This is a genomic window from Bacillus gobiensis, from assembly GCF_001278705.1.
Taxonomy (GTDB): domain Bacteria; phylum Bacillota; class Bacilli; order Bacillales; family Bacillaceae; genus Bacillus; species Bacillus gobiensis.
Window position 1 is genome coordinate 4,108,237 of record NZ_CP012600.1, and the last position, 16,794, is coordinate 4,125,030.

Annotated in this window: 18 protein-coding genes; 11 read left to right on the forward strand and 7 right to left on the reverse strand. The window is 40.9% G+C overall.

Annotated features, from left to right (window positions below; translation table 11 throughout):
* Positions 1-9 precede the first annotated feature (9 nt).
* Positions 10-513 (reverse strand): TRAP transporter small permease, encoded by a 504-nt coding sequence (locus AM592_RS20600; protein ID WP_225970294.1) that lies wholly within the window; start codon positions 511-513, stop codon positions 10-12.
* Positions 510-1,508, reverse strand: a complete 999-nt coding sequence (locus AM592_RS20605) for a TRAP transporter substrate-binding protein (protein WP_053606203.1) — start codon at positions 1,506-1,508, stop codon at positions 510-512. The genes AM592_RS20600 and AM592_RS20605 overlap by 4 nt, the downstream gene beginning before the upstream one ends.
* A gap of 274 nt (positions 1,509-1,782) precedes the next feature.
* Here AM592_RS20605 and AM592_RS20610 point away from each other — a divergent pair, with 274 nt between their 5' ends.
* Together AM592_RS20610 and AM592_RS20615 are read left to right on the forward strand one after the other, a co-directional pair.
* Positions 1,783-2,187 (forward strand): hypothetical protein, encoded by a 405-nt coding sequence (locus AM592_RS20610; protein WP_053605508.1) that lies wholly within the window; start codon positions 1,783-1,785, stop codon positions 2,185-2,187.
* A 41-nt stretch (positions 2,188-2,228) separates the two neighbouring features.
* Positions 2,229-3,011, forward strand: a complete 783-nt coding sequence (locus AM592_RS20615; RefSeq protein ID WP_053605509.1) for an alpha/beta hydrolase — start codon at positions 2,229-2,231, stop codon at positions 3,009-3,011.
* A gap of 59 nt (positions 3,012-3,070) precedes the next feature.
* Here the strand turns inward: AM592_RS20615 and AM592_RS20620 are convergent, their stop codons facing one another.
* The 5 genes from AM592_RS20620 to AM592_RS20635 form a co-directional block, all read right to left on the reverse strand.
* Positions 3,071-3,901: an energy-coupling factor transporter transmembrane component T family protein gene (locus AM592_RS20620; RefSeq protein WP_053605510.1), complete on the reverse strand. Its 831-nt coding sequence runs from the start codon at positions 3,899-3,901 to the stop codon at positions 3,071-3,073.
* Positions 3,870-5,597 carry an ABC transporter ATP-binding protein gene (locus tag AM592_RS20625; protein ID WP_053605511.1) on the reverse strand — a complete coding sequence of 576 codons (1,728 nt, stop codon included), beginning with the start codon at positions 5,595-5,597 and terminating at the stop codon, positions 3,870-3,872. The genes AM592_RS20620 and AM592_RS20625 overlap by 32 nt, the downstream gene beginning before the upstream one ends.
* Positions 5,598-5,617: 20 nt before the next feature.
* Entirely contained in the window at positions 5,618-6,166 is a 549-nt protein-coding gene (locus tag AM592_RS20630; RefSeq protein ID WP_053605512.1) for an ECF-type riboflavin transporter substrate-binding protein, read from the reverse strand.
* 211 nt (positions 6,167-6,377) lie between these two features.
* Positions 6,378-6,530, reverse strand: a complete 153-nt coding sequence (locus tag AM592_RS24845; RefSeq protein ID WP_098945270.1) for a hypothetical protein — start codon at positions 6,528-6,530, stop codon at positions 6,378-6,380.
* Positions 6,531-6,736: 206 nt separating this feature from the next.
* The gene (locus AM592_RS20635; protein ID WP_053605513.1) at positions 6,737-8,134 is read right to left on the reverse strand and encodes a YfcC family protein; all 1,398 of its coding nucleotides are present in this window, start codon (positions 8,132-8,134) and stop codon (positions 6,737-6,739) included.
* 269 nt (positions 8,135-8,403) lie between these two features.
* Between AM592_RS20635 and AM592_RS20640 the strand changes: the two genes are divergently transcribed.
* The 9 genes from AM592_RS20640 (at position 8,404) to AM592_RS20680 (ending at position 16,719) form a co-directional block, all read left to right on the forward strand.
* Entirely contained in the window at positions 8,404-9,600 is a 1,197-nt protein-coding gene (locus AM592_RS20640; RefSeq protein ID WP_053606204.1) for a M20 family metallopeptidase, read from the forward strand.
* Positions 9,601-9,664: 64 nt separating this feature from the next.
* On the forward strand, positions 9,665-10,543 hold the full coding sequence (locus AM592_RS20645) for a PhzF family phenazine biosynthesis isomerase (protein ID WP_053605514.1): 879 nt from the start codon (positions 9,665-9,667) through the stop codon (positions 10,541-10,543).
* 16 nt (positions 10,544-10,559) lie between these two features.
* Positions 10,560-11,303 carry an AAA family ATPase gene (locus AM592_RS20650; RefSeq protein WP_053605515.1) on the forward strand — a complete coding sequence of 248 codons (744 nt, stop codon included), beginning with the start codon at positions 10,560-10,562 and terminating at the stop codon, positions 11,301-11,303.
* A 468-nt stretch (positions 11,304-11,771) separates the two neighbouring features.
* On the forward strand, positions 11,772-12,635 hold the full coding sequence (gene erm, locus AM592_RS20655; protein ID WP_053605516.1) for a 23S ribosomal RNA methyltransferase Erm: 864 nt from the start codon (positions 11,772-11,774) through the stop codon (positions 12,633-12,635).
* A 46-nt stretch (positions 12,636-12,681) separates the two neighbouring features.
* Positions 12,682-13,335, forward strand: a complete 654-nt coding sequence (locus tag AM592_RS20660) for an alpha/beta family hydrolase (RefSeq protein ID WP_053605517.1) — start codon at positions 12,682-12,684, stop codon at positions 13,333-13,335.
* Between the two features lie 714 nt (positions 13,336-14,049).
* Entirely contained in the window at positions 14,050-14,652 is a 603-nt protein-coding gene (locus AM592_RS20665; protein WP_053605518.1) for a TerD family protein, read from the forward strand.
* A gap of 35 nt (positions 14,653-14,687) precedes the next feature.
* A complete protein-coding gene (locus tag AM592_RS20670) occupies positions 14,688-15,269 on the forward strand; it encodes a TerD family protein (RefSeq protein ID WP_053605519.1) in 582 nt (193 codons plus the stop codon).
* A 39-nt stretch (positions 15,270-15,308) separates the two neighbouring features.
* Positions 15,309-15,887 carry a TerD family protein gene (locus tag AM592_RS20675; protein WP_053605520.1) on the forward strand — a complete coding sequence of 193 codons (579 nt, stop codon included), beginning with the start codon at positions 15,309-15,311 and terminating at the stop codon, positions 15,885-15,887.
* Between the two features lie 106 nt (positions 15,888-15,993).
* The gene (locus AM592_RS20680) at positions 15,994-16,719 is read left to right on the forward strand and encodes a TerC family protein (RefSeq protein ID WP_053606205.1); all 726 of its coding nucleotides are present in this window, start codon (positions 15,994-15,996) and stop codon (positions 16,717-16,719) included.
* The last annotated feature ends 75 nt before the right edge of the window (positions 16,720-16,794 follow it).

The following is a 16,794-nucleotide window of genomic DNA, read 5'->3' on the forward strand; positions in this document are numbered from 1 at the left end:
CCCTTTCGACTAATCTATCAGAATCTCGTGTTCTTTTTCTTCATCCGTTTCGTGATAGATTTCAATGAGATGAATCAAGCTGTAGCCCGTTATTACCAAGCCGGCTAATGGAAGCGCAAAATAAACAACGGACATCGATAATCCCAGAGCGGCTGAGGTTTGTTCGATGGTAAGTAAGACGGCTCGGATCCCGCCGCCGATCATGATGACAACAGAAAATAAGATAATAAAGCACTCAACGACCATTTTTACAGCTTTCTTGATAGCGTGGGGAAACTTTCTAACAATAAAAAGGATGGCAATATGTTTTTTCTGTCCAAAGGCATATGCCCCTCCCAATAAAGAAATCCAAATGAGCGAAAATCTCAATAATTCTTCAGAAAAAGGGCTTGGTGAAGCTAGAACGTATCTGGTAAAGACCTGCCAGAGTCCGACAAAGACCATAAATATAAGAAGCAGGATGCAAAAAGACATAATCATGCGATCCATTTGTGTTTTTAATGATCTCATCATTCATCTCCCAACTGCTGGATTTCTTTATAATGCATGCTTTCATCTTTTGCAAATTCTTGATGGAGTGGCATAACCGCCTGTCTAAAGGCTTCTTTATCGGGATTGTTAAATTGAACGCCCATTTTTTTTGCTGCTTCATGAGCCCGCTTGATTTCTTCCGCCCAAATTTTCCTATGATAGCGGCTTGATTCTTCCGCAGCCTCCGTAATTTGTTTTTTTGCTTCATTTGATAGGCTGTCCCATGTATTCGTGCTGATCAGCAAAACATCTGGAATAATGGTGTGCTCCGTATACGAATAATATTTCGCCACTTCTCCGTGCTTGCCGGCAGTTAAAGCTGTTTCGTTGTTCTCTGTCCCATCAATTACCCCTTGCTGCAATCCGGTATATACCTCTCCGTAATCCATAGGTGTAGGAGATCCTCCCATTAATTCGATCATACGAATTGAGGTTTTGCTGGGCTGTACTCTGAGCTTTAATCCTTTCAATTCTTCAGGCTTAGTAATTGGAGCACGTGTCGTATAGATATTCCTCGTGCCGGAGTCATAATTGGTAAGCCCGACAAATCCAATACTTCTCGTAGAGTGATAGATTTTCTTCATTACGTCACTGTCCATGGTTTTATAATAATGGTCTTCATTTTTAAAGAGATAGGGGAGACTGAAGATGGAATATTCTTTTTTGAAGTTTTCCAGTGCACTTGCATTCACTTTCGCAAAATCAATGGCCCCGGTTTGAGTAAGTTCAATGAGTTCCCGTTCTGTTCCAAGCTGGCCTGAAGGGTAAATTTCGATTTTAATTTTTCCATTACTTTTCTCTTTTACTTTTTCGGCAAAATACATTAGGGATTTATGGATTGGATGATCGAGGTTTTGATTATGGGCAAGCCTTAGAGTAGTGCTTTCATTGTTATTTCCTGCTGCGAGGCTTTGGCATCCAAAGAGTACACCAGCCAGCCCTATTACAAGAATTGTTTTAATGAACCGTTTTTTCATCGGCAGCTCTCCCTTCGTTAGCGGATATAGACATAATTCGCGCTCAAATCCCAAAATACCCTTTTTCGATTGTATTTGAAACCTTTTTGTCATAAAAATTACAAAAGCCATAAAGCGTTTCTTATGATTTTTTTCAGCATGTCTTTTAGTCTTTTTGGGCAGGATGATAATAGTTGAAGCGGTATTTGCAAAATTAATCATACTTGACAACTAGGTATACTTTGAAATAAAATGTTTCACAAATAGTACTCCAAAATCAAAGGAGGTTGCTAGAATGGAAAACGTCTTAGTCATTTCTGATCTTAGACCCAATTCATCGGAAGTCCGTCATTTTTCGCAGCCTTTATATTCAAAGCAAAATCATGTTAACATAGTATCAGTGTGGGACTTTCATCCGGATGTATTGTTTGGCAAGCAGCACAGCCACCCCAACATGCTGTCATTTAAAAGTTTGGTTCAAAAATCACAAACGATCTATCTTCTCACTACAACTGCCGCCATCTATCCTTTCAGTATGCTAACCTCCCTTCTGGAAAATTTGGATAAGAAGTCTTTATCATATAAAGAAATCCAATTTATTAATGTAAGCCAGCAGGATGAACAGAGAATTCATGAATGCAAACAGCTGCTTTCAATCTTACAAGAACTTGGTGCTCCTGATGAGCTGTCGGCTATGTGAAACTGGATGATGAAATAATATAACTAGCAAGGGTGACAATAATGGAAGAATATCAAGTGATACCAAATGCAGAGGAATTTTTTTTAAAAGGAAATGATACGGGTATTCTTCTCTCCCATGGATTTTTAGGAACGCCGCAAAGCTTGCGATTTTTAGGCGAAGCTCTGAACCGAGAAGGATTTACTGTATATGCAACCCGTTTAAAAGGGCACGGGACAAACTGTCTTGATTTGCGGAATGCCAGCCACAATGATTGGCTGAAAGACTTGAAAAGAGGTTTTTCCTACTTGAAAGATAAGGAAAACTGCAAGCGTGTATTTGTGCTTGGACAGTCTATGGGGGGAACTTTGGCTTTGCGGCTCGCTTTGGAGGAGCCGGACGTCTCAGGGTTGATTTTATTGAATACTGCAATAGATATTCCTGATATGGCTAATCTCAAGGAACAGGATAAAACGATCATGGTGAAAGAAAAGGATCCAGATATAAAAAATAAAGCGGCAATGGAAATCACTTACGAAGAAACGCCTACCCATGCGTATCATCAGCTTTTAGAAGTCATGGAGCTTGTACGGAATAAAGTCAACCAAATCACATGTCCGGTTCTTTGCTTTCAATCGACTGTAGACAACGTTGTTCCGCCTGAAAATACAGATTTTCTTCTAGGTGAAATTCGCTCGGTGATTAAAAAGAAAATAAAGTTGTATGATTCCTATCATGTCGCTTCTTTAGATAACGATAAGGAAATCATTGCAGCAGAATCTGGGGATTTTATCGAAGAAATCGTATCGGAGAAAGATTTTGATTCATATATTCATGAGGCATAGTAATATGTTGTAACAATGCAAAACACTCAGAAGCGTTTTTCTGAGTGTTTTTTTAACCTCTAAGACAAAAAAGGATGCCAAAAGCCGTTCATCATAGATAGTTTTAAAAAAATGGCGGTGCCCAGCAATAAAATCGTAAAGATAAAAAAGAGGTAGTCAGCTGCTTTTAGCGGAGTGCTAAAAAACCATGTTCGTTTTTTGCTTCTGCCAAATCCACGTAAATCCATCGCATTTGATACTGTGTCGATTCGTTTTAACGATGAGGATACTAAGGATAAACTTACTTTCGTATAGTTTTCAGCAATTTGCTTGAGACTCGCCTCTCCTTTTTTGAACGCAGCTCCTTTTGCCTCCTGTGCTTGTTTTATCATATTAAATTCATTTTTAATTTCGGGAATATAACGAAGCGCGATATTCACCGAATAGGCGATTTTGTAAGGTACGCCTATGTTATTCAGGCTGCTTGCAAACTGGCTCGGATGGGTTGTGTAAATAAACATAATCGTTACTGGCAAAAGCGTCATATATTTTAATGAAAGAGTCAGCAGGTAAAACAATGTCTCCAACGTAATGGTCCAATAGCTGAATGAAACGAGGGTGTGTGTTGAGCCAGCCAGTTCATTTCCGTAGGCAGGCGTAATCAATAGAATTATAAAGGAGTTCAAAAAATTAAATCCAATCACAAATAGTACGAGCCTCTTTATTTTGGTTAAAGGGATTTTTGCTATCACAAATACGGCAATTCCAACAAAAAGCATCACGGAAAACACCCTTATGTCAAGAAACAGGAACGCGATTGCCGACCACACAAGGAAAAAGATCAGTTTTACAGCGCTGTTCATACGATGGAAAAATGTGTCACGATTGATATAAAAGGTACCGGTATTCATTTTGCGGTTCCTTTCTTTTAGATTGAAGATATTTTTTGATAAACGAGTCAGCGGGAATCGAAGCGGATTCGGCCAAGTGATATAACGAGCTTTTTGTTAGATTTGCCTGATGAAACAAGTCGGGCATCGAAAAAAGCTTGGCTGTTTCCTCCACAGCGAGTATGGAACCGTTATGAAAAAGAGCGGCTCGGTCTGAATATTCCAAGGCAAGCTGGATATCATGCGTGATCAAAACGATTGTCATGCCTTTCTGTCTAAGAAGATGAATAAAATCCATAAATTCCCGATAATGAGAAAAGTCCTGGCCTGCTGTCGGTTCATCCAAAATTAAAATGTCAGGTTTTAAAACCAATATTGAAGCGATTGCTGCCCTTTTTTTCTGGCCGTAGCTTAGTGAGTCAATCGGCCAATTGCGAAGTCCATAAAGACCGCTGATCTTGAGGGCAATGCTGGCTGCTTCTGCAACTTGATCCTCCGGCAGGCCCGATTGCCGCAATTTGCAAGATACCTCATCGATAAGTATCTTTTCAGTTATCATATGATTTGCATTTTGAAGTACGTATCCAATATGTCTTCCTCTTTTAGCAATGGATAAGTGGTTGATGCACTCGCCGTTAAGCAAAATGCTTCCGTTTTGCGGACGCAAATATCCGCATATCACATGAGATAACGTCGACTTTCCAGCCCCGTTGTTGCCCATTAAAGCAAGAATTTCTTTTTTATAAACAGTTAAAAAAATGTTAGAAAGAGCCTGTCTTTCATGGTTGTAAGTAAAGGATACATCTTTTACTTGAAGGATAGCCTCTTTATTCGATTTTTCTATGATAGAAGAAGTTTGTTCGGACAGCCAGCTTAACAGATGCGCATGTAATAAAGCTGGATCTAGTTGTTCTAACGGGTACAGCTTCGTATTATCGTCTATTTTGTAAGACGTCTCTTTTAAAGCTTCTAAATATAATGGCTCACGAAGCCCCGCTTTAGGCAGCAAGCCTTTTTTTAGAGCCTCCTCGGGACTTCCTGAAAATAATACTTTTCCTTCAGAAAGGAGAATGAGTTTATCAATCCCGAGCTTTAATATGTCCTCCATTCTGTGCTCAACGATAACGATGGTTTTCTTTGTCTGTTTGTGAATGTCGTTGATTAACTGAACCGCTTTTTCGCAGCTTAAAGGATCCAGATTTGCAAGAGGCTCGTCAAATAAAAGAATGGGGGTATCGGTTGCGAGAATGCCGGCAAGTGAAACTCGCTGTTTTTGTCCTCCGGATAATTCGTGAGGGCTTCGATCGATGAAGGATTCCATTTCCACTTGAAGAAGAGCTTCTTGGACTTGCTTTTTCATTTCTGGTACAGGGGTGGCCTTGTTTTCAGCTGCAAATGCTACGTCTTCACCAACCGTGAGTCCGACAAACTGGGCATTTTGGTCCTGTAAAATGGTTCCGATGGAGCTGCTCATATCAAAAATGCCGGCTCTTGGATCTTTTCCATGAACGAATAATGTTCCCGTGCTCGTCCCCTCGTATGAAAAAGGTATCAGCCCATTGAGGCAATGAGCTAATGTAGATTTGCCTGAGCCGCTCCTGCCGGCAATCAAAACCTTTTCTCCCGGGAAAATTTGAAGAGATATATTTTTTAGCGTTGGTTCGGCTAGATTTTTGTATTGAAACGTAAACTCTTTGATCGAAATCATAGGCAGCATTTTCGAAAGCGGTCTCCTTACTATTGTTCGACTTTTAAATTTGTGCTTCGTTTGTTTACTTTTGCAATTGCTATCAAGGCTGGGAGGGCAATAACGAATAAGACTAACAGGTTGGCAAGAATTGCCCCTCCAACTTGAATAAAGATTTTATCTGCTGGTTCGCCCATGATGAAAATATCAAATAACCCGGCAAAAATAAGTCCTAATAGTATTCCTGTTACACTTGTAGCGATTAAGAGACCGAAATGCGGTTTGGTGAATTTCCCCTCTTTTATGCTAAAGCTTTTTTTGTAGATAATAAATCCAGAAAATAAGCCTGTTATTCCCGAGCTAATGACCCAGCCCCACCAGATTCCAAAGCCTGCAATTGCATCAGTCAGCGTGTGGCCGATTAAACCCACAAGAAGCCCGGTAACCGGTCCAAAAAGTGCTCCGAAAATTACCAATAAAGCGATCGCAGGCTTAATGTACGTGTTTGGAGCAATCGAAAACCCCCAAAGACCTAAAATTCCGTAAAGAGCAGCACCGATACCAATGGCAACAACTGTACGAGTCGTAAACTGGCCCAATGCAAGACCTCCTCATTTTTGTTTTGAAAACAGATAGAATATACGAGACTTAATATCATTCTGAAAGTCGTATCGTGTATTCAAGCTATATGTTCATATGATGGATTTAGAACTGTATTTGATCTAAATTTGATGTTCAATTTATTAGAAATGACAAAAAAAGCTGGCAGCAAATCCGCAAGGACCGCTGCCAGCTTACTTTAATCTAGAGTTAATGTTTTTTATCATCATCTATAAAACCCGATTGTTCTTTATTTTTTCTTTTTATTCTCCTGACAAAGATAATCAGGATGATGAGTGCCAAAAGGACCGTGGTTTGAAGAATTCCGCCTGTGAATAAAAAGAAATCTCGAAGGAAATCCACTTGAGTATCACCTCTTGTATTATGGCTTTGGCGTTACTATTAAACTTCCCTTCTATCCATCTTTTAAACCTCATCGATGTTCTAGAAAAAGAAAAAGCCATCCCAAACCGGGATGGCATAAGTAGGGGGTCAATCAATCGCGAACACTTGTTCCTTTTTAGTATACCTTACTTTTCAAAGCATTGTCAATTTAGATTTTGCTAATCTTATTGGATACCAATCAGCACTGCAACGATGATCGCGGCTGCAGAGATGATAAGCCAGCCTAAAATCAGCTTCCATACAAATTTGATCCATCGTTCATAAGGAATTCCAGCCATCGCCAGGGTCGCCATCAATACACCTGAGGTCGGAATAATAGAATCAGTAATGCCGCTTCCGTACTGATAAGCAAACACGGCTATTTGGCGATTAAATCCTAATAAATCGGCAAGTGGAGCCATCAGAGGCATTGTAGTAGCAGCCTGTCCGCTCCCAGATGGAATAAATGTATTAATAATAACCTGTGTGATGTACATTCCTAGAACGTTCACTGTGTTTGGAAGCGTGCTGATAGCCCCGGCCATGCTATTAATAAACGTATCTATGATTTGTCCGTGCTCCATCACTACGACGATGGAACGTGCAAATCCAACGATGAGTGCGCCGTAAACGACTTCTTTCATTCCATCAATGAAGGAGTCAAACATTCCATTCACACCGAGGCCTCCGGCAAGACCGGCTGCAAATCCCATAATAATAAATGAAGCTGATAATTCGGTGAGAAACCATTTCCACTGAAAGACTCCAAAAATATTTAATGCAAAACCGGCTGTAACGATCAACAAAACAAGCCCATGGCGAAAAGTGAAAGAAGATTCCTCTTTTTCTATAGAGGATTTGTTGGCAGCTGCATTCGCTGCTTCAATGTCAGAAATAACACTATTAGCCGGATTAGCTTTCACCTTTGCTGCATACCTCATCAAATACCATATAGCAAATCCAAGAAGGATAAAGTAAATGATAAAACGATAACCGATTGCGCTAAAAAGCGGAACCTCGGCAATCGACTGAGCAATACCAACGGAGAAAGGATTCAGCATCCCTCCGGTAAAGCCGATAGCAGCTCCTAAACTGATCATTGCCGCACCTGTCATTGCGTCATATCCGAGCGCGCGGGCAATAGCAACACCGATCGGTATGAAAATGATGGTTTCTTCAGACATTCCAATGGTGGCGCCGCCGACTGAAAATGCAATCATAACAATAGGAATCAAAAGAGCGCCTCTATTTTTCAACCGATTAACCAGTAAATGAACGGATGCTTCAATCGTTCCTGTTTTGTTTATGATGCCAAATGCACCGCCAACGAGAAAAATATAGAAGATAATGTCTGCAGATTGTACCATGCCCTCTGGAATGGATTGAAACAGATTGAAAAATGGAACGGGCTCTGCATCTATTTCTTTGTAGCTGCCTTGGACGATAACTGTGCGGTCACCCTGTTCTACCCGGTCGAATTGGCCGGATGGCACAAAGTAAGTGGCCAAAGCCGCAAGAATGGTAATACCAAAAATAAGTGCATACGTATGTGGAAATTTGAGAATGAATTTCTTGGTGTTCAAAACATGTTCTCCTTTGCTGTATCTAGATAAAAATAAATAATTATAAGTTTACTTGTATAAAGATATAGGAATTTTTATGAATGTCAAGTCTGAAAAACAAGATAATCATAAGGTTAATATGAAAGTAAACGATATCAAATGCTTGAAATAAATATTCGTTAAATGTGTATAATTATTCATTATTTTTCTTTTTTTATAGTTGAATAGAGCATAGAAATGATACAATAGATTGGAAAATGATTTAGAAGGATGATCGGAAAATGGACCAAATGAAAAATAATATTCATCAAGAAATAGAAAAAATAAGAACCGAATTATATGGAATCAGCCAGTACATAGGAGAAAATCCTGAACTCGGCCATGAAGAGTTTAAAGCGTCAAAGAAATTGTCAGAGGAACTTAAGAAACATGGCTTTGCTGTTGAAATGGGAACTGCTGGATTGGCGACTGCCTTTACGGGAGTATATGACAGCGGAAAACCTGGTCCTTCCATTGGCTTTATGGCAGAATATGATGCTCTTCCTGAAATCGGCCATGCTTGTGGACACAACCTGATTGGGACGATGTCTGTAGCAGCTGCAATCGGACTAAGTAAAGTCATCAGCGAGATCGGCGGCACACTTTACGTCTATGGAACTCCAGCAGAAGAAACGACAGGTGGAAAAGTGACGATGGCAGATCTTGGCTTGTTTAACCATTTGGATGCAGCGATGATGGTTCATCCGTACTGCCGTCACGAAAAAAGCGGGACGTCGCTCGCCATGGACGCGATTCAATTTGATTTTTACGGAAAAGCTGCTCATGCAGCAGGAAGCCCGCATGAAGGGATTAATGCTTTGGACGCTGTTATCCAAACGTTTAACGGAATCAATGCGCTTAGACAGCATATTCTTCCTACTGCGCGGATACACGGGGTGATTCCTCATGGAGGTTCTGCGGCAAATGTCGTCCCGGATTATGCGCAGGCTCAATTTTACGTGCGCGCAACCGAACGAGCTTATTTGAACGAGCTTTTGGAAAAAGTGAAAAACTGTGCCAAAGCAGCGGCGCTTGCCACGGGTGCAAAATTGGAAACATCCTTTTACGAGCTGTCTTACGATGATCTAAAAACGAATGAAGCCTTATCGGAAGCTTTTACTGCAAATATGATCGAATTAGGCGTCGATCCTCAGGAAATTCATGAGAAATCAGACGGCGGCGGTTCCGTAGACATGGGAAATGTCAGCCAGTTTGCTCCTTCAATCCACCCTTATATTCAAATCTGCCATGAGCCTTACGCGTGCCATACGGTTGAATTCCGCGAAGCAGCGATGAGCGATATGGGCTTTGGAGGCTTAATGCTTGCGGCAAAATGCATGGCCTATACTGCATATGATTTATTGACAAATCAGGAATTGTTGGGAAAAGTGAAGGAAGAGTTTGCTTTGCTGCAAGGAAAACAGTCAGCAGCTGAAGGCAATAATTAACGAGCCATAACAACCTTCTGATCAGAAGGTTGTTTGTGTCTAGCCAACTTTAGGAGGAAAATTCATGAAACCAGTAACAGTCTACCACTACGATGCGTTCAGCCGTCAGCCGAATATGGGGAATCCTGCAGGGGTTGTTCTTTCAGAAGGCTTGAGCGAAGAAGAGATGCAGTTGATTGCTAAAAAAGTAGGCTTTAACGAAACTGCCTTTCCAATGCTGTCAGAGAAAGCTGATGTAAGAATCCGTTACTTTACCCCGGGGCACGAGATCAATCTATGCGGGCATGCCACGATGGCGTCCATTTACGCATTAAAGACGAGAAATTTGTTGGCTGATAAAAATGAATTTACGATCGAAACAAAAGCAGGGATTTTGCCTGTGAAAATAGAAGCAGGCCATGAAGATGATTTTGCGATTACGATGCAGCAGGCGGAACCTGAGTTCAAGCCTTTTAAGGGATCGAAGAAAGCTTTGGCTGTTGCTATTGGTTTGCATGAAGATGACCTTCATCCGGAGCTCCCTATCGTATACGGTAGCACAGGCGCATGGACCTTGCTTGTTCCAGTCATGAATTTATCTGCTTTTGAACGAATGGTTCCGAACAATAATGTATTTCCTGGAGTATTAACGGAAATGCCAAAGGCGTCGATACATCCATTTTGCTTAGAAACATACGATCCACTGGCTGATATGCATGCGAGACACTTTTCGTCGCCATTTTCCGGAACGATTGAGGATCCTGTCACTGGAACAGCTTCAGGGGTAATGGGCGCGTACTATGCCAGCCATATCAAAGAAAACCCTTCTCTTGAACTGCTCATTGAACAAGGACATGAGTTGAATCGAGATGGAAGAGTTGCAGTATTCGTGTCAAAAAATGACTCGTCCTGGAAAATTGAGATTAGAGGACAAGCGTGTTTTGTGAAGGAAATGATGGTATAAGAAAGGGGATCGCAAAATGAAGGGGAATTATCTGAAATCGATCGAACTAGTAAAGGAAAAGGTTCTGTCATTTGACGAATTTCCCTTTTGCCTCCCGATTATTAAAGACATGGGAAAGTTAGAATTTCGCAGTCAAGTGACGTATATCGTCGGTGAAAACGGAATGGGAAAATCAAACTTCTTAGAAGCGCTTGCTATGAACTTGGGATTCAATCCTGAGGGAGGCTCGTTTAATTTTAATTTCTCTACCTTTGATTCCCATTCGAAGCTTGGGGACTATATTCGGCTCGCGAAAGGTGCAAGAAGGCCGAAGGATGGTTTTTTTCTCCGAGCTGAAACTTTCTACAACCTTGCTTCAAATATTGAGGAACTCGACAGGGAACCAGGTAGTCCTCGTGTGATCGATTCCTATGGAGGAGTTTCCCTGCATGAACAATCCCATGGTGAATCGTTTTTTTCGTTGTTTATGCACAGGTTCGGAGGCAATGGCCTTTATATTCTAGATGAGCCGGAAGCTGCACTTTCTCCGCTTCGGCAGATTTCCATGCTCTCAAAAATTCATGAACTTGCCGGACAAAATTCTCAGTTCATCATTGCAACCCACTCCCCAATTATTATGGCTTATCCTGATTCTCAAATTCTCGAGCTCACCGAAGAGGGGGTTAACGAAACCTCACTGGAAGAGACAAATCACTATCGCATGATGAAGCAATTTTTCCTTGATAAAGACCGTCTGCTTCATCATTTATTTGAAAAATAAGGAAAACCTCCTATTGCAGGGACATAACGGACTATGCTAAACTTACCGTAATTATAATGATCGGAGGGTTGCTTAAAATGTGTGGAATCTTCAGAATCCGTTTTTCAATTTGTTCCGCTAACTGAATAGTGAACAAAGACTCTGCCTGTGTGCAGGGGTAACGGGATTCGTCTGCCCATTTTAAGAAACTCATATAAGCTGCTAATGAGAGGGTAGGGACAAATCTGCCCTCTTTTTGTTATGCTTAAAAACTCAAACTTGTAGAAAAATCCAATGAAGAGAGCACGTCGTTATGTGCTTTCTTTATGCCGTTTGCTTTCTTTTTTCGTTATGAAAAATCATCCTTTCTTGTGGGAATTCGCCAAGAAGGAATGGTTTTGTTTGGCAAACATTCATACGTTTACTCCTCACACAGGCAGATCAGCCTGTGTTTTTTTTGTATAAAAAATCCTAGGAGGAGAACAAGTGATGAGAAAGCAAAATAAAAGGCATCGTAAAATTCGCAAATGTATTGAGGGACCTAATTTTTCCGGACAGCACTTGCTTCATAACAAAAAAATTGTTGAAGATGTGATCAATAGAGCGCAGATCACTAAAAAGGATACAGTAATGGAAATCGGCGCGGGGAAGGGCGCATTTACGCTCCCTCTCGCGGAAAAAGCAGGAAAGGTTTTGGCGGTTGAAAATGATAAGGAATTTGTAGAAATTCTTAAACAGAAAACAGAACCCTCTTCGAATGTGAAAATTATCGCGGAAGATTTTCTGAAATGCTACCTTCCGAAAGAACCCTTTTCGGTTGTGGCTTCTATTCCTTATGCGATTACAACACCGATTATGGAGAAGCTTCTTCATCATCCGGGAAAATCTTTTAAAAAAGCCACCATTGTCATGGAAAAAGGGGCGGCCATGCGATTTACAGCTACCCCAATTACGAATCCAAAGATATTAAAATGGAGAATGTGGTTTGATCTAAAGGTTGAACGATTCATTTCCCGAACCAATTTTTCGCCGCCTCCGAAGGTTGATTCTGCCGTTTTATGCTTGCGGAAAAAGACACAGCCATCCGTTCCCCAAAAGCATCATCAGCGGTTTCAAAGATTGGCCGATTATGCATTGCAGCACCCTAAGCTTCCTTTTCATGAAGCGTTAAAAAGTGTATTTACATCAAAACAGATAAAGCATATTACCAGGGATGCCGGGATCGAACGATTTCAGCCAATTAGCAGCTTGGATGAATACCAATGGGGAACTGTGTTCTACGCAATGATTGATCATGTGGAGCCGGTAAAGTGGCCAAAGAAAAGAAAAACAGGGAGAAGAGGACGCGGGTAAGAAACTATATAATAATGAAAAGAAACAGACAGGATGGAGTGATGAGTTGGAAATACTGGACAAAACGGTTAACGGTTATAATGGGCTGCCTGTTCAAATTGCTCATTTCAAACAAAGAGCGGCAGATACTCTGGCAATTTTGCTCCCTGGACTGGGATACACCAATCAGGCGCCGCTTTTGTACTATTCCTTACGTGTATTCCTTAATCGCGGTTATGATGTTCTTCAAATAAACTACAACTATCAGTCTAATAGCTACAAAGCATTGTCAAATGAAGAATTTGATTCGTCTTTAAAATTTGACGTCAAAGCTACGGTAGACGAAGTGCTGGAGAGCAATGTCTACCAAAGCTTTTATCTTACAGGGAAATCGCTGGGGACGATTGGATTAGCTTCGGAATTAGCGCACAGGGAGCAATTTCAATCGGCAAAAGCAATTTGGCTTACTCCTTTAATTACTAGGGAAGAAGTGTTTCAAGCTATGGCACACGGCAAAAATAAGGGCATGCAGTTTATCGGAGACCACGACCCTTACTATGTAAAGGAGCGATTTCATAAGATCTTAGAAAATAAGAATATATCATCAAAGCTTATTGAAGGGGCGGATCATAGTTTAGAGGATGCTGGCAATCTACAGCGGTCCATGCGGCTATTAAATGAAATAATTAAGGATATAGAAGGCTTCTTAGACCTTCAATAATGGTTCTCCGTAGTTGGGGAACCTTTTTTATGTGGGCATCGATGTGAGTAGGCGAATAAATTCGCATGTGGGCACAAAAAAAAACGAATGTGGTCGCAATAATTTTGGATGAAGGCACAATAAAGCGAAAACTGGTCGCAATCTTATCCGAAATGGGAAGAAAAACTCGGAATGCATGTCATTAAGCCGCAGAACTACTTCCAGCGGCTGCTTTTCATATGTAGCACCGATGAGAAGCGGAAGCGCCGCAGGTGAGGCGAATAAATTCGCATGTGGGCACAAAAAAAACGAATGTGGTCGCAATAATTTTGGATGAGGGCACAATAAAACGAAAACTGGTCGTAATCATTCACGGAATGGAGAGAATACCCGTCCGTGATAAGGGGGGAGCAGAACTATTTTGCCGTTGTGGTTTTTTCATATTTTTTCTCTTTTAAAAAGTAAGGAAAAAGTAACAAAAAAATATGTAATGTCAAAATCTTCTGTGAGATAATGGGCTTAATGCATGGTTTTTGGTGAACCATGTCGGGAACAAAAGAAAAATGAAGCAGCAATGGCAGATAATAAAAGAAAAAGCAGAACAAATGAAACCTTTTGCTAAACATGTACGTACGTAAGGAGAAGATCTTTTTAATCACCGGGCAGGACCATATTGATTAATGTTTGCTGTCGAATCATGTATAATTAAATAGATTGAAATGGAGTGAATACATAATGGCAATTTCATTAGAAAAAGGACAAAGAATCGATCTGACAAAAGGCAACGCTGGGTTAACGAAGCTTTTGGTTGGACTTGGATGGGATCCTGTATCTAAAAAGGGAGGCGGCTTCCTCGGCGGTTTGTTTGGCGGAGGCGGCAGCAATATCGATTGTGATTCCTCTGTTTTACTGCTTGAAAATGATAGATTTACAGATAAAAAGAATTGTATTTTCTTCGGCAATTTAAAAAGCAGTGATGGAAGTGTTGTTCATACTGGCGATAATTTAACAGGTGAAGGCGCCGGAGATGACGAGCAGGTTATGATTGATCTTAAAAACGTACCGCAGGCAATTAATAAACTGGTATTTGTCGTAAATATTTATGATTGTGTATCTCGTAAACAGGATTTTGGAATGATCGAAAATGCATTTATCCGAGTTGTTGACCAATCTAACAACAACGAGCTGGTGAGATATAACTTAAAAGACGATTATAAAGGAAAAACGAGCCTGATCGTCGGTGAAATCTATCGAAACGGAGCGGAATGGAAATTTTCCGCGGTAGGCAATGGAACAAACGATACAAGTATTACAGAAGTTGTTAAACGTTATCAATAAGCAATTAAAGACCACAAAGAAAGGGAGTATGAAAAATGGCAATTTCACTTTCAAAAGGACAAAAAGTTGATTTAACGAAAACAAATCCAGGGCTAAATAAAGTAATTGTTGGACTCGGCTGGGATACAAACAAATATGATGGCGGCAATGATTTTGATTTGGATTCGAGCGTGTTTTTATTAGATTCAACAGGAAGATGCGCTTCTTCAGCTGATTTTGTATTTTACAATCAAACCGAAGGAGCAGGCGGCGCAGTTGTTCATACAGGTGACAACCGTACCGGCGAGGGATCAGGCGATGACGAGCAAGTGAAAATCAGCCTGAACGATGTACCTGCAAACATAAGCAAAATTTCATTTGTCATTACGATTCATGAAGGGGAAGCACGCAATCAGAATTTTGGTCAAGTGTCAAACGCTTATGTGCGTGTCGTAAATGAAGACGGCAATGAAGAGCTGATTCGCTACGATCTTTCTGAAGATTTTTCGATTGAAACGGCGTTGATTACCGGAGAGCTTTATCGCCACGGAACAGAATGGAAATTTTCTGCTGTAGGCTCCGGATATCAAGGCGGACTTGCAAGAATTGCAACAGACTATGGTTTGGAAATTGGCTAAGTAACGAACGAAGCATCTATTAGCGGGAGGCGAATATTTATGGCCATTCAACTTTCCAAAGGACAAAGAATTGATTTAACGAAATCTAACCCAGACCTTACACGTGCGATTATCGGTCTGGGTTGGGATACGAACAAATACTCAGGCGGAGAGGCATTTGATTTAGATGCCTCTGCGTTTTTGACCGGCTCTGACGGAAGATGTACAGAGGATCTTGATTTTGTTTTTTACAACAATCTCGAACACCCGAGTAAATCGGTGATTCACAGTGGTGACAACCGGACGGGCGAAGGCGCCGGCGATGATGAGCAGCTGATCGTCGATTTTAGCAAAATTCCTTCGACTATCGATAAAATCGCGATTACGGTTACGATTCATGATGCGGAACGAAGAAACCAAAATTTTGGACAAGTTTCAAATGCTTTTGTACGTCTTGAAAGTGCCGATACTAATGAAGAATTGCTTCGGTTTGATCTTGGTGAAGACTTTTCCATCGAAACGGCAGTCGTATTTTGTGAATTGTACCGCCATGGCCAGGATTGGAAATTTTCCGCTGTAGGGAGCGGCTTTTCCGGCGGCTTATCTGCATTGTGCAAAAATTTTGGCCTCGAGGTATAAACCCAGCAACCATTAATTAGCAGACATAGCTTTATAAGGAGGAAAAAGTGTGGAAGAGTTTTTTTCATCATTACTTTCAACGTATGCCTCGTTTTTTGACTGGCAAATGTGGTGGGAAGAGGTTATTACAGATCCTGTTGCATGGGGATTGATAGGAACCTTGGTAATAATGGAAGGGTTGCTTTCAGCAGATAACGCCCTCGTGCTCGCAGTCATGGTTAAGCACCTTCCTGAGAAACAGCGGAAAAAAGCGTTAACTTACGGTTTGTTAGGAGCATATATTTTCCGTTTTCTTTTCATAGGTATCGGTGTGTATTTAGTAAATTTCTGGTGGATCAAGCTGTTGGGCGCCGGATATCTTGCCTGGCTCGTCATTAAGCATTTCTGGTTAGGGGAAAAAGACGACGAGGCAAAGGGAATGAAAAAAGACAGCTGGCTTGTTCGCGTATTTGGCGTGTTTTGGGCGACGGTCATTGCAGTCGAAATTATGGATATTGCCTTTTCGATCGACAGTATACTCGCGGCTTTTGCCATTTCCAATAAGGTGTGGGTACTCCTTTTAGGCGGTATGATTGGTATTCTAATGATGCGTACGGTTGCAAAATTATTTTTGGTGCTTATCGACAAAATTCCTGAGCTTGAAGGAACAGCATTTATTCTTATTGGTCTTATTGCGATTAAAATGGCTTTAACAATTGTTCATGTTGAAATCCCGCACGAGATTTTCTTTCTTATTATTATTTCAGCATTTGTCGTTACTTTTATTATTCACAATATCAATAAAAAAAAGCATCAGGGGGAAGAACAAGCTGCGGCATCAAGAGAAGAATAGGAAGTGCTTTTCACAGAATGAAAGAAAATACGTCTCGTTCTCTTAGGGGAGCGAGCGTTTTTCTACTAAAAGGGG

Bases quoted from the DNA above. Each gene is read 5' to 3' on its own strand.
- AM592_RS20640 (WP_053606204.1), top strand. From the start codon at position 8,404: ATGAAAAATAATATTCATCAAGAAATAGAAAAAATAAGAACCGAATTA.
- AM592_RS20645 (WP_053605514.1), top strand. From the start codon at position 9,665: ATGAAACCAGTAACAGTCTACCACTACGATGCGTTCAGCCGTCAGCCG.
- AM592_RS20680 (WP_053606205.1), top strand. From the start codon at position 15,994: ATGTGGTGGGAAGAGGTTATTACAGATCCTGTTGCATGGGGATTGATA.
- AM592_RS20600 (WP_225970294.1), bottom strand. From the start codon at position 513: ATGATGAGATCATTAAAAACACAAATGGATCGCATGATTATGTCTTTT.
- AM592_RS20665 (WP_053605518.1), top strand. From the start codon at position 14,050: ATGGCAATTTCATTAGAAAAAGGACAAAGAATCGATCTGACAAAAGGC.
- AM592_RS20670 (WP_053605519.1), top strand. From the start codon at position 14,688: ATGGCAATTTCACTTTCAAAAGGACAAAAAGTTGATTTAACGAAAACA.
- AM592_RS20675 (WP_053605520.1), top strand. From the start codon at position 15,309: ATGGCCATTCAACTTTCCAAAGGACAAAGAATTGATTTAACGAAATCT.
- AM592_RS20650 (WP_053605515.1), top strand. From the start codon at position 10,560: ATGAAGGGGAATTATCTGAAATCGATCGAACTAGTAAAGGAAAAGGTT.
- AM592_RS20625 (WP_053605511.1), bottom strand. From the start codon at position 5,597: ATGCTGCCTATGATTTCGATCAAAGAGTTTACGTTTCAATACAAAAAT.
- AM592_RS20610 (WP_053605508.1), top strand. From the start codon at position 1,783: ATGGAAAACGTCTTAGTCATTTCTGATCTTAGACCCAATTCATCGGAA.
- AM592_RS20615 (WP_053605509.1), top strand. From the start codon at position 2,229: ATGGAAGAATATCAAGTGATACCAAATGCAGAGGAATTTTTTTTAAAA.
- AM592_RS20620 (WP_053605510.1), bottom strand. From the start codon at position 3,901: ATGAATACCGGTACCTTTTATATCAATCGTGACACATTTTTCCATCGT.
- erm (WP_053605516.1), top strand. From the start codon at position 11,772: ATGAGAAAGCAAAATAAAAGGCATCGTAAAATTCGCAAATGTATTGAG.
- AM592_RS20605 (WP_053606203.1), bottom strand. From the start codon at position 1,508: ATGAAAAAACGGTTCATTAAAACAATTCTTGTAATAGGGCTGGCTGGT.